General features: G+C 64.5%; 11 protein-coding genes. 6 read left to right on the top strand and 5 right to left on the bottom strand.

Annotated elements, in window-relative coordinates:
• The first annotated feature begins 88 nt into the window (after nucleotides 1–88).
• From IVB54_RS26920 to IVB54_RS26935, 4 genes are all read left to right on the top strand, one after another.
• Complete coding sequence (locus tag IVB54_RS26920; protein WP_085352230.1) at nucleotides 89–502, top strand: OB-fold domain-containing protein; 414 nt, start codon at nucleotides 89–91, stop codon at nucleotides 500–502.
• A gap of 4 nt (nucleotides 503–506) precedes the next feature.
• Entirely contained in the window at nucleotides 507–1,646 is a 1,140-nt protein-coding gene (locus tag IVB54_RS26925; protein ID WP_085352192.1) for a thiolase, read from the top strand.
• Between the two features lie 5 nt (nucleotides 1,647–1,651).
• Entirely contained in the window at nucleotides 1,652–2,566 is a 915-nt protein-coding gene (locus tag IVB54_RS26930; RefSeq protein ID WP_085352191.1) for an SDR family oxidoreductase, read from the top strand.
• Nucleotides 2,567–2,690: 124 nt separating this feature from the next.
• Nucleotides 2,691–3,803: an SMP-30/gluconolactonase/LRE family protein gene (locus tag IVB54_RS26935; RefSeq protein ID WP_026233273.1), complete on the top strand. Its 1,113-nt coding sequence runs from the start codon at nucleotides 2,691–2,693 to the stop codon at nucleotides 3,801–3,803.
• A 52-nt stretch (nucleotides 3,804–3,855) separates the two neighbouring features.
• Here the strand turns inward: IVB54_RS26935 and ppc are convergent, their stop codons facing one another.
• From ppc to IVB54_RS26955, 4 genes are all read right to left on the bottom strand, one after another.
• Nucleotides 3,856–6,645 carry a phosphoenolpyruvate carboxylase gene (gene ppc / locus IVB54_RS26940; protein ID WP_247363450.1) on the bottom strand — a complete coding sequence of 930 codons (2,790 nt, stop codon included), beginning with the start codon at nucleotides 6,643–6,645 and terminating at the stop codon, nucleotides 3,856–3,858.
• Between the two features lie 1,255 nt (nucleotides 6,646–7,900).
• Entirely contained in the window at nucleotides 7,901–8,305 is a 405-nt protein-coding gene (locus IVB54_RS26945; RefSeq protein WP_018456965.1) for a YccF domain-containing protein, read from the bottom strand.
• Between the two features lie 171 nt (nucleotides 8,306–8,476).
• Nucleotides 8,477–10,021, bottom strand: coding sequence for an acyl-CoA synthetase (locus IVB54_RS26950; RefSeq protein WP_247363451.1), 1,545 nt, complete (start codon nucleotides 10,019–10,021; stop codon nucleotides 8,477–8,479).
• Between the two features lie 128 nt (nucleotides 10,022–10,149).
• Complete coding sequence (locus IVB54_RS26955) at nucleotides 10,150–10,959, bottom strand: crotonase/enoyl-CoA hydratase family protein (protein WP_018456967.1); 810 nt, start codon at nucleotides 10,957–10,959, stop codon at nucleotides 10,150–10,152.
• 116 nt (nucleotides 10,960–11,075) lie between these two features.
• Between IVB54_RS26955 and IVB54_RS26960 the strand changes: the two genes are divergently transcribed.
• Both IVB54_RS26960 and IVB54_RS26965 read left to right on the top strand, forming a co-directional pair.
• Nucleotides 11,076–11,948 (top strand): SDR family oxidoreductase, encoded by an 873-nt coding sequence (locus IVB54_RS26960; protein ID WP_247363452.1) that lies wholly within the window; start codon nucleotides 11,076–11,078, stop codon nucleotides 11,946–11,948.
• A 228-nt stretch (nucleotides 11,949–12,176) separates the two neighbouring features.
• Complete coding sequence (locus IVB54_RS26965; protein ID WP_247371169.1) at nucleotides 12,177–13,757, top strand: fatty acid--CoA ligase; 1,581 nt, start codon at nucleotides 12,177–12,179, stop codon at nucleotides 13,755–13,757.
• Here IVB54_RS26965 and IVB54_RS26970 read toward each other — a convergent pair.
• Nucleotides 13,639–14,787, bottom strand: coding sequence for an IS30 family transposase (locus IVB54_RS26970; protein ID WP_247363454.1), 1,149 nt, complete (start codon nucleotides 14,785–14,787; stop codon nucleotides 13,639–13,641). The two genes, IVB54_RS26965 and IVB54_RS26970, sit on opposite strands and share 119 nt — an antisense overlap.
• Nucleotides 14,788–14,833 lie beyond the last annotated feature (46 nt).

The raw sequence follows: 14,833 nt of genomic DNA on the forward strand, positions 1-14,833 counted from the left end.
ATTGCTGGACCGTTGACGCGCCATGGTCGATTGTCGCATCAAGATCGCAACAGCCGGGCTTCGCTTGGCCTTGGGAGGACCTGCCGAGATGGCCGAACCGCATCGCGCGCGACCGAAACCGACGCCGGAGACCCAGCATTTCTGGGACGGCACCAAGGCGAGCGAGTTGCGCCTGCAGCGCTGCGACGCCTGTGCGCATGTCTATTTCCCGCCGCGCCCGTTCTGCCCGTCCTGCGCCTCGCGCAAGGTCAGCATCTTCAAGGCGAGCGGCAAGGGCTTTCTCTACAGCTACGTGATCAACCACCGTCCCGCCGCGCCCGGCTTCACGCCGCCTTACGCGATTGCGGTAGTCGAGCTCGAAGAGGGACCGCGGATGATGAGCAACATCATCGACTGCCCGCAGACGCCGGAGGCGCTCGAACTCGACATGAAGCTCGAGGTGGCCTTCGAGGCGCTCGACGACAAGATCACCCTTCCCGTATTCCGTCCGGCGAAGGGGTAAGCCCATGCGCAGCAATCAGGTTGCCGTCGTCGGCGCGGCCGAGACCACCGAGCTCGGTGTCATCCCCAACGCCTCGCAGCTCCAGCTTCACGCGGATGCGGCGCTCAATGCAATTGCCGATGCCGGGCTGAAGCTGTCCGACATCGATGGTTTCGCCACCGCCGTCGAAACGCCGCAGCAGGTCTGCCACTATCTCGGCATCAAGCCGACCTGGGTGGACGGCACCTCGGTCGGCGGCTGCTCCTTCATGCTGCACGTCCGCCATGCCGCCGCAGCGATCGAGGCCGGCCTGTGCAAGACGGTGCTGATCACCCATGCCGAGAGCGGCAAGTCGATGATCGGCAAGGCACCGCGCTCGATTCCTGCCGACAGCCTGCAAGGCCAGTTCGAGGCGCCGTTCGGTGTCTACGGCCCGCCCAGCATGTTCCCGATCCCCGTGCTTCGCTTCATGAAGACCTATGGCATCACGCACGAGCAGCTCGCCTCGGTCGCAGTGGTGCAGCGGGAGTGGGCGGCGAAGAATCCGCGCGCGATGATGAAGGATCCCATCACGGTCGCGGACGTCCTCAACTCGCGCATGATCGCCTATCCGTTCCGCCTGCTGCAATGCTGCCTCGTCACCGACGGCGGCGGCGCGCTGATCCTGACCTCGGCGGACCGTGCCAGGGATTTTCCGCGCAAGCCCGTCTACATCATGGGCACCGGCGAGAGCGTGGAGACGCCGATGGTCAGCCAGATGGAGACGTTCAACTCCTCGCGCGCGTTCAAGACCGCGGGGCCCCTCGCCTTCAAGGAGGCCGGCATCGCGCATAAGGACGTCGACCATCTCATGATCTACGACGCCTTTGCGCATCTGCCGCTGTTCGGCCTCGGCGACCTCGGCTTCATGCCGCACGAGGACACCGGAAAGTTCATCGCCGACGGCAACACGCGGCCCGGCGGCAAGCTGCCGCTCAACACCAATGGCGGCGGCCTGAGCTACATGCATTCGGGCATGTACGGCATGTACGCGCTCCAGGAGAGCGTGCGGCAGATGCGCGGTATCGCGCCGGCGCAGGTCGCCAACGCGAAGATTTCGGTGTGTCACGGCGTCGGCGGCATGTTCGCCGCGTCGGGCACGATCGTGTTTACGAACGAGAGGTAATCCACATGACGAAATCACTGCAAGACAAGGTCATCATCGTCACCGGCGCAGGCCGCGGCATCGGGCGCGAAATCGCGCTGCTCTGCGCCGGCGAGGGCGCCAAGGTCGTCGTCAACGATCCCGGCGTCGCCGCGGACGGCGCTGGCACCAGCGCCGCGCCCGCCGAGGAAGTGGTCGAGGAGATCAAGAAGCGCGGCGGCACCGCCGTCGCCAATTTCGAGTCGGTGGCCGAAGCCATCCCCGCCAGCAGGATCGTGAAGACCGCGACCGATCATTTCGGCCGGCTCGACGGCGTGGTCAACAATGCCGGCATCCTGCGCGACATGATCTTCCACAAGATGAGCGTGGAAGCGTTCGAGGCCGTCATCAAGGTGCATTTGATGGGCTCGTTCTACGTCAGCCACGCCGCGGCACGGATTTTCCGCGAGCAGGAGTCCGGCTCGTTCGTGCACTTCACCTCGACCTCCGGCCTGATCGGCAACTTTGGACAAGCCAATTACGCCGCCGCCAAGCTCGGCATCGTCGGCCTGTCGAAGTCTATTGCGCTCGACATGGGCCGCTTCAACGTTCGCTCCAACTGCGTCTCGCCGTTCGCCTGGACCCGCATGATCGGGACCATCCCGACCGAGACCGAAGCCGAGAAGGCGCGCGTCGAGAAGATCAAGCAGATGGGCCCGGAGAAGATCGCGCCGGTCTGCGCCTATCTGCTCTCCGATGCCGCCAAGGACGTGTCCGGGCAGATCTTCGGCGCGCGCATGAACGAGCTGTTCCTGTTCAGCCAGAACCGTCCGCTGCGCTCGGTGCACCGGAGCGAGGGCTGGACGCCGCAATCGATCGCGGAACACGGCATGCCGGCGCTGAAGGGATCATTCTACAAGCTCGACCGCTCCGCCGACATCTTCCCGTGGGATCCCGTGTAAGGATCCCGTCGAGCCGCACTTCCGGCATTCCTGCTCTGCGATCTCCGGCTGCCTTGTCCGGAGATCGCTCCGCTTTACGCCCGATTGCTGGCGGATCATTTCCTCCCAACTTTGGGAGGAAACCATGACAAGAATGCTGACCGACTCCGACGACACGACTGCAGGCAGCGGCCTCGCCCGCCGCACGCTCCTCAAGGGCGCCGCGACCGTTGCCGCATCCGCCCTGCTCGCCTCACGCGCGGACGCCCGCGACTTCGGCGCCAATGCCGAGCCGCAGCGCTATCCCGATCCTGACATCATTGCCATCGATCCCAAGCGCTTCAAGGCGAAGGTCGGCAACACCGCAATCAAGCGGCTCTATACCGGCTGCCTGTGGGCGGAAGGGCCAGCGTGGAATGCGCAAGGGCAATATCTGGTCTGGAGTGACATCCCCGCCAACCGGCAGCTGCGCTACCTCGATGACGACGGCCACATCTCCGAGCAGTTCCACAAGCCGTCGAACGAGGCCAACGGCAACTCGTTCGACACCGAGGGGCGCCAGCTCAGTGCCGAGCGCACCCGGCTCGTCCGCTACGAGCACGACGGTTCGGTGACGACCCTGGCCGAGCAGGCCGGCGGCAAGCCGCTCAACGGCCCCAACGACATGGTGGTGCATCCCAACGACAAGGCGATCTGGTTCACCGATCCCGGCTACGGCGCGATCAGTATCTACGAGGGCAAGCTTGCCAATACCGGCTCGCTGCAGCCCCATCAGAAGGAAGCGGTTTATCGCATTGATCCGCAGAGCGGCCAGGTCGCGAAGGTGGCCGACGAGCCGTTCAAGCCGAACGGCATCGCTTTTAGTCAGGACTACAAGAAGCTCTATGTCTGCGACACCGGCATCACGCATTATCCTGAAGCCAAGAACGTGGTGTGGTCGTACGACATCGATGGGGCGAAGCTTTCGAACCCGAAGAAGCTGATCGACATGACGCTCGACGGCAAATCAGGCTTCCCCGACGGCCTGCGCGTCGACACCGAAGGCAACATCTGGGTCGGCGCCGGCTGGGTCGGCCCCGGCTATGACGGCGTGCAGGTGTTCGCGCCAAACGACGGCGCGCGCATCGGGCAGATCCTGTTGCCCGAGACCTGCGCCAACGTCTGCTTCGGCGGCAAGAAGCGCAACCGCCTGTTCATGACCGCGAGCCAGTCGCTCTATGCGGTGTATGTGGAGACGCAGGGCGCGCATTTCTGTTGAGTGCAGCGAATGGTGAGTGGCGAATGGATTCCACTCGCCACTCACCATGTCTCTACCCCGTATTCCTCAATCCCGCCGAAATCCCGTTGATCGTCAGCTGAATCCCGCGCAGGACCTGCTCGTCCGGGTTCTGCGCGCGGTGCTCCTTCAGCAGCTCGACCTGCACGTGGTTCAGCGGGTCGAGATAGGGGAAGCGGTGGCGCACCGAGCGCTCCAGCAGCGGGTTGCCTTGCAGCAGGCGGTCCTGGCCCATGATGTCCAAGAGCGTCTCGATGCAGGAATGCCATTCGCGGCGGATGCGGCCGAATATCTTTTCCCGGAGCGCCTCGTCGGGCACGAGCTCGGCATAGCGCGACGCGATCGCGATCGAGCTTTTCGCCAGCACCATGTCCATGTTCGACAGCAGCATGCGGAAGAACGGCCATTCCTTGTAGAGCTCCTTGAGGAACGGCATGCCCTTGTCGGGATGCTCCGCGATCCATTGCTCGACGGCGCTGCCAAAGCCGTACCAACCGGGCAGCATCAGGCGGCATTGCGCCCAGGAGAACACCCAGGGGATCGCCCGCAAATCCTCGATCGCGCGGGTCTTCTTGCGCGAGGCCGGGCGGCTGCCGATGTTGAGCGTCGCGATCTCGTTGATGACGGTGGACGCCCAGAAATAATCGACGAAGCCGTCGGTCTCGTAGACGAGGCCGCGATAGGCCTTGAAGGCCAGGCTTGAAAGCTCGTCCATCGCGGTCAGATATTCGCGGCGCGGCGCGCTCTGGCGCGGATGCAACAGGCTCGCTTCCAGCGTCGCGGCTGCCAGGATCTCCAGATTGCTGCGGCCGACTTCGGCGTTGGAATATTTCGACGAGATGATCTCGCCCTGCTCGGTGATGCGGATCTGGCCGTTCACCGCGCCGCCGGGCTGGGCGATGATGGCATCGTAGCTCGGGCCGCCGCCGCGGCCGACCGAACCGCCGCGGCCATGGAACAGACGCAGGCGCACGCCGTGGCGCTCGAACACGTCGACGAGGCCGATCTCGGCCTTGTAGAGCTCCCAGCCCGAGGTGACGAAGCCGCCATCCTTGTTCGAGTCGGAATAGCCCAGCATGACCTCCTGCACGCTGCCGCGGCTGTCGACCAGCCGGCGGTAATCATGCAGCGAGAGCATGCGGTCCATGATGGTGGAAGACGCCTGCAGATCCTCGATGGTTTCGAACAGCGGCACGATGTTGATCGCGCTGCGCCCGGAGGGATGGACGAGACCGACCTCCTTCAGGAGCACCGCGACCTCGAGCATGTCGGACATGCCCTTGCACATCGAGATGATGCATTGGGGAATGGCGTCCGAGCCGAACTTCGCATGCGCTTCTGCTGCGGCATGGAAGACGTTGAGCTCGCCCATGGTCTCGTCGCTGTATTTGACGAATGGCGACACCAGCGAGCGCGTCGAGCGCAGCTCGTTGGTGAGCAGGGAGATGCGCGCGTCCTCGCCGAGCGCGAGATAGGACATGCCGGGGTTGGCGGCGTCCATCAGCTCGGCGATGGTGCGCTCGTGCACGGCCGAGTTCTGGCGGATGTCGAGCCGGGCCAGATGGAAGCCGAAGCAGTCCACCGCACGGCGCAGCAGCCGCAGCCGGCCGCGGGCGATGACGCCGGCGTTGTTGGAGATCAGAGAGCGGTGCAGCACGTCGAGATCGGCCTTGAGCTCCCCGACGCTGTCATACGGCGCGCCCTTGCCGACCGGCCGGCGCGTGATCTCGACCTGAAGCATTTCGGCCGTTGCAGTCAGGCGCGCATAGATGCCAGAGACCGCAAGACGATACGGCTCGCCGCTCCGGTGCGGCGAGGTATCGGGCGAGCGCTCCGCCAGCGTGCGCAGCTCCTCGGAGACGTCGGCGAGATGGGCCGCGATCGACAATTCCGAGCCGAGCACGTGCAGCTCATTCAGATAGAACTGCATCACCCGGCTCGACTGCAGCCGCAGCGTGCCGCGCATCACGTCGGCGGTGACGAAGGGATTGCCGTCGCGGTCGCCGCCGATCCAGCTGCCCATGCGCAGGAACGAGGCGAGCTCGCCGGCCGCCTGCTCGCCGCCCTCCTCCAGCCGGTCCTCCAGCGCGTTGACCAGCCGCGGCACCTCGCGGAGAAACGTGTAATCATAGAACGACAGGCCGTTGGCGACCTCGTCGAGCACGGTGAGCTTGGTCCGGCGCAGCAGATTGGTCTGCCACAGCGTCAGCACCTCGCGGCGGAGCTGCTCGTCGCTGGCGGCGGCCTCCTCCGCCGTCAGCGCGACGCGCTCGCGACGATCGAGCAGGCTAGCTACCTCCATCTCGCGGTCCATCGTGCTCTTGCGGCGGACCTCGGTCGGATGCGCCGTCAAAACCGGGCTGACCAGCGCGCTCTTGAAGAAGTTGCGCAGGGCATCGGCACCGATGCCCGCAGCCCTCGCATGGGCGAGCGTCTCGGCCAGCACGCCGGAGCCGCCGCCCTTGTTGGCGCGCATCTGGCGGATGTTGTTCTGGTCCTCGGCGATGTTGGCGAGGTGAGAGAAATAGCTGAAGGCGCGGACGATCCGCACCGTCTCGGAGGTCGACATGCTGTCGAGGATCTGCTCGAGCTCGTGGCGGGCGAGCCGGTCCTCGTCGCGGTGGAATCGGATCGAGGTCTGGCGGATGCGCTCGACCAGATCGAACAATTCCGGCCCCTCCTGGTCGCGCACCGTGTCGCCGAGAATGCGCCCGAGCAGGCGGATGTCGTCCCGCAGCCGCGCGTCCGCCTCCATCGCCTGGACGTCCTCGGGGCGGTTGGGGCGCTGATCGGCGGTGTCGGATGATATGGTCTGGAGGGACATTGGCTCGCTCCGCTGTTCGAGCTCGCTTGGCTGCCCGGCTCAGCCGAGTGTGCAAGTTTTTTGCCGCAGCGCAAGATGAAGTTGGGGGCGGCGCGGCAACATCACCGATCATGGGAGAAATGCGCCTTGCTGAACGGCGCGCGCACACGTCCGCGGTCTCGCGGCGCAGGGGCCCGAGTTTTGCTGTCCGTTTCGCCCTCATCGATAAGAAAGGGCGCAGGGAAGGCCGGGCGCCGGCTGGCACCCAGGGTCCGCACGCGAAAGACGCACGCGGGGGTGACCACAGGTGATGCCGGAACATCCCGGCCTTCCCTGCGCAATGGTTTACGGCTTATGGCGCGCTCTCCCCGGGGAGCGACGCACTATTGCCCCCGTCGCCTTGCAGATGATCGATGCGCGCACCCGGTCGGGCCGCACATCACCGCAAGCCTTGACGCACAGACCCCGGGCGTCAGGACCACACGCTTTTGCCGTCCGCGGACGTCCCTCCCCGGACATCCGGAAGCTCGCGCGTGCTCGCCCCCGAAGTCGAATAGAAAGGCTGTGACCGCGCCGGGTCGTTCGCGCGGATCGCGATGGCTCACAGGCGTAGCCCGCCCTGCCACCTCGTCACGCGCCGGCGCTGCCGCGTCCATCGCATTCCGGCTCACGTATCGTGACGATCGCGAAACGCCCTTTTTAGCGGGCCGGAATATCTTGCGGTTTACCCGAAGACGCAAATTCGGTCAATCAGAATATTGGAGAACCGATCGATTGACCTGCATGTGGCGGGTTTTGCCCGTCGGGCAACGCGAGGGATTGTGGGTCGGAAGCATTGAGCGGCCACCCGACTCCAATCTCGGGACAATAGTGACGCTTACCAGTGGTGATGGTGCCGCCAGCCATAGTGATGGCCTCGGCCTCTGCCCCAGCCGTAATGATGACCACGGCCGCCGCGATGACCCCACCCGTGGCCACCGCCATGTCCGTGGCCGCCCTTGACCTCGATGGTGTCAGTCTGAAACGCGCCCAGTGTGTCCGGCTTGGCAACGGGCATCGCCGAAGCAGAAGGTGTGGGTGTCAAAGCAACGGCCCCCGCCACAAAGCCCACCAAGCAAAGCCACTTCATGCAATCGCCTCCCGATAAGAATGAACCAAGGGCCAGCCGCGGCACATTGCGGCCGCGTTCGCTCCCGCTCGTCAACAATGAAGCCGGGAAAAAGTTGCAATGAAATGTGACGCATTGCGGAGGCGTAGGATATCCTACGAGTTTGCCTTAAGCCGGCACGATCACCTTGCCGATCGGCCAGAGCGCGATGCCGGCGAGCTTGAGGTGGGCCCAGGCGAAGGGAATGCCGATGATGGTGATCGCGAGGGCCACGGCGGTGAAGAGGTGGCCGAGCGCCAACCACCAGCCGGCGAGCACGAACCAGATGATGTTGCCGATCACCCCGAGCGGGCCGGTGCCGACATCCTCGACACCGGTGACCTCATAGCGGCTGACCGCCCGCGAGCCGAACGGCATCAGCGTGTAGACGGCGATATTGAACGCCGCCCGCGCCCAGGGCAGGCCGATGATGGTGACCGCCATGATGACCGCGGCGACCAGCCAGCCGAGCGCCATCCAGGCGCCGCCAATGAGAATCCAGAGCAGGTTGAGCAGGATGGAAACGGGAGCCATGGGATGATCCGAAGGTCGATGATCCCGTGAGTATAGCACGATGCGCGAGGTTGCGATCGATAAAGCCGCTCACGTATTCGCGTGCTCGTGTAGCCCGGATGAGCGAAGCGACATCCGTTTCTTACTGGTTGTTATCCCGGGTATCGCTTCGCTCACCCGGGCTACGCACCGCTAGATCTTCCGCCCCGCCTGCTCCCAATAGGGATCGCGCAGGCGCCGCTTGAAGATCTTGCCGGAGTCTTCGCGCGGCAGCCCGGTGCGGATCTCGATGTGCTTTGGGACCTTGTAGTCGGCAAGCGAGGCCTTCAGGCGGGTGCGGATTTCGGCGGCATCCAGCGTAACGCCGGCTTGCGGCTCGACCACCGCCATCAGCGCTTCGCCGAACTCGGCATCGGGGATGCCGAACACCGCGCAATCATGCACGCCGGGCACCGCGTGCAGCACGGACTCGATCTCGGCCGGATAGATGTTGACGCCGCCCGAGATCACCATGTCGCGCTTGCGGTCGCAGATGAAGACGTAGCCCTCTTCGTCGATATAGCCGACGTCGCCGGAGGTGATGAAGCCGGCGCGATCGATTTCGGCGCGCTTCTCCGGCTTGTTGTGGTAGGTGAAATCGGCCATCCCGGCCATGCGCGAGTAGAGCTCGCCGATCTCGCCTACACCCAGCACGCGTCCGTCCTCACCGATGAAGCGCAGCTCGGCGCCGGGCGAAATCCTGCCGACGGTGCCGGGCTTCCTCAGCGCGTCCTCGGAGGTCGCGAAGGTGACGGCGCTGGATTCGGTCGAGCCGTAGAATTCATAGATCACCGGCCCCCACCATTCGATCATGGCGCGCTTGACGTCCGCCGGACAGGGTGCTGCGGCGTGAATGATGTGGCGGAGCGAGGAGACGTCGTATTGCTTGCGCACCTCCTCCGGCAGCTTCATCAGGCGGATGAACATGGTCGGCACCATGAAGATGGTGTCGATCTTGTAGCGCTCGATCAGCTCGAGAAATTCCTCGGGCTCGAAGCGGGGCATCAGCACCAGTGCGCCGCCGAGTTTTCCCGCGCGAATGCCGAACGAGTTCGGCGCGGAGTGATAGAGCGGGCCCGGCAGGATCGTGCGGGCGCCGGGCTTGAGCCCGTAGATCATCGCGCGCATGCGCTCGCCGGCAGCCGCCTGCTCCGGCGTCGGCGCGTTGCGCCGTACGCCCTTGGGGTGGCCTGTCGTGCCCGAGGTGTAGATCATGTTCATGGGCTGCGGCACGACCGGGCCGTCATAGGGCTGGTGCTCTGCGAGCCAGGATTCGAAATCGATCGCGAAGGCCGGCGTCTTCAGATGATCGGGATCGATCTTGTAGCTGGACAGGATCTCCGGCGGCGGCGGAACGCTGAGCACGGTGACGCCTTGGGGTATCGCATCGCGCAAGGCATGCAGCATGTCGGCATGGCCGATCAGCACGGAGGTGCCGGTGTCGTTCAGGATGTAGTTGATCTCTTCGGGCTTGAAGTGCCAGTTGATCGGCACGCCGTAGGCGCCCAGCCGCATGGCGGCATAGGCGGCTTCGATGAAGGCGATGTCGTTGCGCATCAGCATGCAGACGCAATCGCCCTGCCTGACGCCGATCTGGCTGAGACCGCTCGCGATGCGGTCGGCACGATCAGCGACCTCGGCATGGGAGCGGCTGCGCCCGCCGGAGACGATGCCGAGGAAATTTGAGGTTTCGCTCATTGTTGTTTTTCTTTGTTGTTGAAGTTGCCCCTCATGGTGAGGAGGCGCAAGGCGCCGTCTCGAACCATGAGAGCCCGTGGCCCATCCCTCGAGACGCCGCTTCGCGGCTCCTCGGGATGAGGTCTGCGCTAATCCGCAAACTTCGGGGCGCGCTTCTCGAGATTGGCACGCACCGCCTCGGTCTGGTTCGCGCTGCCGATCAACTTCTGCTGCTCGACGGACTCGGCGAGTAGCGCGGGGCCCGGATCGACCGAGAGATTGTTGAGCATGCGTTTCGCGGCGCGGATCGCATCGGGGCTTTTTCCCGCGATCTCGCGCGCGACGTCGAGCGCGGCAGCGCGCGGGTCGTCGCAGATGCGCGTGGCGAGACCGTAAGCCATCGCCTCCTGCGCGGAGAAGATGCGGCCGGTGTAGGTGAGATCGCGCAAGATGTCGTCGCGCACGAGCGAAGCCAGGATCGGCGTGCCCGCCATGTCGGGCACCAGGCCCCATTTGATTTCCATCACCGACATTCGCGCATCGGGCGTGAGGAAGCGCATGTCGGCGCCGAGTGCGAGCTGGAAGCCGCCGCCGAAGGCGACGCCCTGGATCGCCGCGATCACGGGGACCGGAAGCTGGCGCCAGCCCCACACGGCCTGTTGCGCAAAATTCGCCTGGCCGTGCGTGCGTTTGGTGAGGTCGCGATTTTCGCCACCCGGAATTCCATTACCCCCCTTTTCCTTCATGGCGGCAAAACGCCCCATGTCGAGACCGGCACAGAAGGCGCGGCCCTCGCCGGACAGCACCACGACGCGCACGCCTTTTTCCTTCGAAAGCCGATCCGTTGCGGCCACAAGGGCCTCGAACATGGCCTGATCCAGCGCATTCATCTTGTCCGCGCGCACCAGCCGCACGTCGGCGACGCCTTCCGAGATCGAGATCGAGACGCGCTCTTCCATGGATGAATTCTCCCCTGGTTCCCGGCTGTTCTTGTTCGGTGCCGCTTTACAGGAAGCCGGCGGCCGGATTTAGTCAATCGATCAATTAACCGACAATCGCGACGGGGGAAACAGCCATGTTCAAGGAAAATCTTCTGGCGGGGCGGCGCATCCTCGTGACCGGCGGCGGCACCGGGCTCGGCAAGTCGATGGCGGCGTGCTTTCTCCAGCTCGGCGCGGAAGTGCACATCTGCGGCCGGCGCAAGATCGTCTGCGACGAGACCGCGACCGAGCTGATGGCCGAGCATGGCGGCCGCGTCACCAGCCACGGCGTCGACATCCGCAACGCGCTCGCGGTCGAGGAGATGATCGAGACCATCTTTCGCGACGGCCCCCTCACCGACCTCATCAACAACGCCGCCGGCAATTTCATCTCGCGCAGCGAGGAGCTGTCGCCGCGCGGCTTTGACGCCGTCGCCAACATCGTCATGCACGGCACGTTTTACGTGACGCAGGCGGTCGGCAAGCGCTGGATCGCGTTGAAGCAGCCCGGCAACGTCGTCTCGATCACCACGACCTGGGTGCGCAACGGATCGCCTTACGTGGTGCCGTCGGCGATGAGCAAGTCGGCGATCCATGCCATGACGATGTCGCTCGCGACCGAATGGGGCCGCTACGGCATCCGGCTGAACACCATCGCGCCGGGCGAGATCCCGACCGAGGGCATGAGCAAGCGCATCAAGCCCGGCGACGAAGCCGGCGCGCGCACCAAGGCGATGAACCCGATGGGCCGCGTCGGCACCATGGAGGAATTGCAGAACGTCGCCGTGTTCCTGATCTCCGGCGGCTGCGACTGGATCAGCGGCGAGACCATCGCCATGGACGGCGCCCAGGCGCTCGCGATGGGCGGCAATTTCTACCAGCTCCGCGACTGGAGCGACGACGACTGGAAAACCGCGCGCGAGAGCATCATGGCGCAGAATGAAAAGGACCGTGCGAAGCGGGGCTGAGGCTCTCTCCGTCGTCGTCCTGGCGAAAGCCAGGACCCATTATCACCGAATGTTCTTTGGCGAAGATTGGCCATGGCCAGTCTTCGCCAAATTGCGTCTTGTGGCTATGGGTCCTGGCTTTCGCCAAGACGACGACGCTGAAGCCATGGCGTACCCTCTCCCATCTTGTCTTCGCCCGCGGATGACGCCACACTCCGCGGCATAAGAACAAGACGTCACGGGAGAGACATGTCCACCACACAGCCATTGGCTGACCTCGCCGACATGGTGCGCGAGCGCGCCAAGAGCCGCGGCAATGCCATCGCCTTCGAGTTCGAAGGTCGTGTCACCAGCTTCGCCGAGTTCGACATCAAGACGAATCGCGTCGCCAATGCGCTGATCGCGATGGGTGTGAACAAGGGCGAGCGCATCGCCTATCTCGGCAAGAACAGTGACATCTATTTCGAGCTGCTGATGGGTGCCATGAAGGCCGGCGTGGTGATGGCGCCCGTGAACTGGCGGCTCGCGGGCCCCGAGGTCGCCTTCATCGTGAGCGACTGCAAAGCGCCGGTGTTGTTCGTGGGACCCGAGTTCATCACCCAGGTCCGCCAGATCAAGGACCAGTTGCCGGGCGTGCGCAGCGTCATCACCACCGAAGGCGGCGCGCCGGAATGGCAGGATTTTACAGCCTGGCGCGATGCACAGAGTGGCGATGATCCCAAGGTGCCGATCGACACTAAGGACATCGCGATCCAGCTCTATACCTCGGGTACGACAGGCAAGCCGAAGGGCGCGATGCTGTCGCATGCGAACTTCCTCAACCTGGTGCAAACAGGCAATGCCGAGGACAAGCCGGAGTGGAACCGATGGTCGACCGACGACGTGTCGCTGGTCGCGATGCCGATCTTCCATATCGGCGGCTCCGGCTGGGGCGTGATGGGGCTCTACCACGGCGCCCGCGGCGTGATCGCGCGCGAGTTCGATCCGACCAAGGTGCTGGATTTCTTCGAGCAGTCCGGCATCACAAAGCTGTTCATGGTGCCGGCGGCGATGCAGTTCGTGGTGCGGCAGCCGCGCGCGAGGACTGTCGATTTCTCCCGGTTGAAATACATGCTGTACGGCGCCTCGCCGATACCGGCGGCGCTGCTGAAGGAATGCATCGAGATCTTCAAATGCGGGTTCGTGCAAATGTACGGCATGACCGAGACCACCGGCACCATCGTCGCGCTGCCGCCGGAGGATCATATCGAGGGCTTGGAGCGGATGCGCTCGGCCGGCAAGGCGCTGCCGGGCGTCGAGATCGCGATCCTAGACGTTGACGGCAAGCCGCTGCCGCCGCGCGAGGTCGGCGAGATCGCGACGCGCTCGGGCTCCAACATGGCCGGCTACTGGAACCTGCCGGAAGCGACCGCCGCGACGCTGCGCGGCGACGGCTGGCTGCGCACGGGTGATGCCGGCTACATGGACGAAGACGGTTATCTCTACATCCACGACCGCATCAAGGACATGATCATCTCCGGGGGCGAAAACATCTACCCGGCCGAGGTCGAGAGCGCGCTGTGCGATCATCCCGACGTCGCGGAAGCTGCCGTGATCGGCATACCCGACGACAAATGGGGCGAGGCGGTGAAGGCCGTTGTGGTGATGAAGCCCGGGAAGCAGGCGACCGCCACCGACATCATCAACTTCACGCGCGAGCGCATCGCCGGCTTCAAGACGCCGAAGAGCGTGGAGTTTTTGCCGGCGCTGCCGCGCAATTCCTCAGGCAAGATTTTGCGACGGCAGTTGCGGGAGCCGTATTGGGCGGGGAAGGATAGAAGGGTGAATTAGCACCACTCCAGCCACATCGTCGTCCCGGCGAAGGCCGGGAGGTGGATTCACACTCGAAGTGCAACAGTTGAGAGGAGAAGGCCTCTGCCGGGGTTCTGAAGTCAAGGCATTTGCGCGGGGTGTTGTTGTAGGCGGCAATGGACTGACGGAAGCGCCTGGTTGGGAGCTTTTCGAGGTCGGTCTTTCGGGGGATGAAGCGGCGCAAGCGGCCGATGGCGTTCTCGATGCCGCCCTTTTGCCACGGCGCGTGCGGGTCGCAGAAGAAGGTCTTCATCAAGAGGCTCTGCAAGGAAAGGTGGGCGGCGAACTCGGTGCCGTTGTCGAAGGTGACGGTACGGCGCAGTGCCTCCGGTACGGCTTTGAACAGGCGTACGAGATGGCTAGCGATACCGGCGGCGAACTTGCGTTCGATGGGAACGGCGAGCAGCAGGCGCGAGGTTCGCTCGTGGACGGCCAGGATGGCCTGCCGGTATTTGGAGAACATCATCAGATCGGCTTCCCAGTGGCCCGGGACTTTGCGATCGGCGACCTCGGCAGGCCGTTCTGCCAGCGAAACACGGCCTTCGATGAAGCTTGCGGGGCTCCCGCCTCGTTTGCCGCGGTGGCCTCGCTTGCTCTTGCCTCGAGGCAGATAGCGCCGCCAGGTGAAGTCCGTCGTGCGTGTGATCTGGGCGTAGATGAAGCGGTAGATGCTCTCGCAGGAGATCACCCTACGGCCACGTTCCCGGGCCAGCCTGCCTGCGACCTGTTCGGGTGACCAACCGCGGCTCAAGCCTGCCAAGACCTCGCGGCGCAAGCTGGCGTCCCGCTCGAGGCGAGAGCCCTTCCAGCGCCGCGCCCGGGTCTGCTGCTGAGCATAGCTTGGCTTGTAGCCGACTTGCCTGCCACGGTTCCGCCTCAGCTCCCGAGAGATCGTTGATGGCGGCCGATCCAAAGCTGCCGCGATTTGCCCGACCGAGCCGCCATTGGCCGAAAGGCGGGCAATCTCGCATCGATCGTCAAGGGAGAGCTGTTTGTAAGTCCGCCCCATGGCAACACCTCCAGATGGAAGTGTTGCACTTCGTTTGTGAACTCAG

The sequence above is a fragment of the Bradyrhizobium sp. CW1 genome (assembly GCF_023100665.1).
Classification (GTDB): Bacteria; Pseudomonadota; Alphaproteobacteria; order Rhizobiales; family Xanthobacteraceae; genus Bradyrhizobium; species Bradyrhizobium canariense_D.

Bases quoted from the DNA above. Each gene is read 5' to 3' on its own strand.
- IVB54_RS26945 (WP_018456965.1), bottom strand. From the start codon at position 8,305: ATGGCTCCCGTTTCCATCCTGCTCAACCTGCTCTGGATTCTCATTGGC.
- IVB54_RS26930 (WP_085352191.1), top strand. From the start codon at position 1,652: ATGACGAAATCACTGCAAGACAAGGTCATCATCGTCACCGGCGCAGGC.
- IVB54_RS26955 (WP_018456967.1), bottom strand. From the start codon at position 10,959: ATGGAAGAGCGCGTCTCGATCTCGATCTCGGAAGGCGTCGCCGACGTG.
- IVB54_RS26935 (WP_026233273.1), top strand. From the start codon at position 2,691: ATGACAAGAATGCTGACCGACTCCGACGACACGACTGCAGGCAGCGGC.
- ppc (WP_247363450.1), bottom strand. From the start codon at position 6,645: ATGTCCCTCCAGACCATATCATCCGACACCGCCGATCAGCGCCCCAAC.
- IVB54_RS26925 (WP_085352192.1), top strand. From the start codon at position 507: ATGCGCAGCAATCAGGTTGCCGTCGTCGGCGCGGCCGAGACCACCGAG.
- IVB54_RS26965 (WP_247371169.1), top strand. From the start codon at position 12,177: ATGTCCACCACACAGCCATTGGCTGACCTCGCCGACATGGTGCGCGAG.
- IVB54_RS26920 (WP_085352230.1), top strand. From the start codon at position 89: ATGGCCGAACCGCATCGCGCGCGACCGAAACCGACGCCGGAGACCCAG.
- IVB54_RS26960 (WP_247363452.1), top strand. From the start codon at position 11,076: ATGTTCAAGGAAAATCTTCTGGCGGGGCGGCGCATCCTCGTGACCGGC.
- IVB54_RS26970 (WP_247363454.1), bottom strand. From the start codon at position 14,787: ATGGGGCGGACTTACAAACAGCTCTCCCTTGACGATCGATGCGAGATT.
- IVB54_RS26950 (WP_247363451.1), bottom strand. From the start codon at position 10,021: ATGAGCGAAACCTCAAATTTCCTCGGCATCGTCTCCGGCGGGCGCAGC.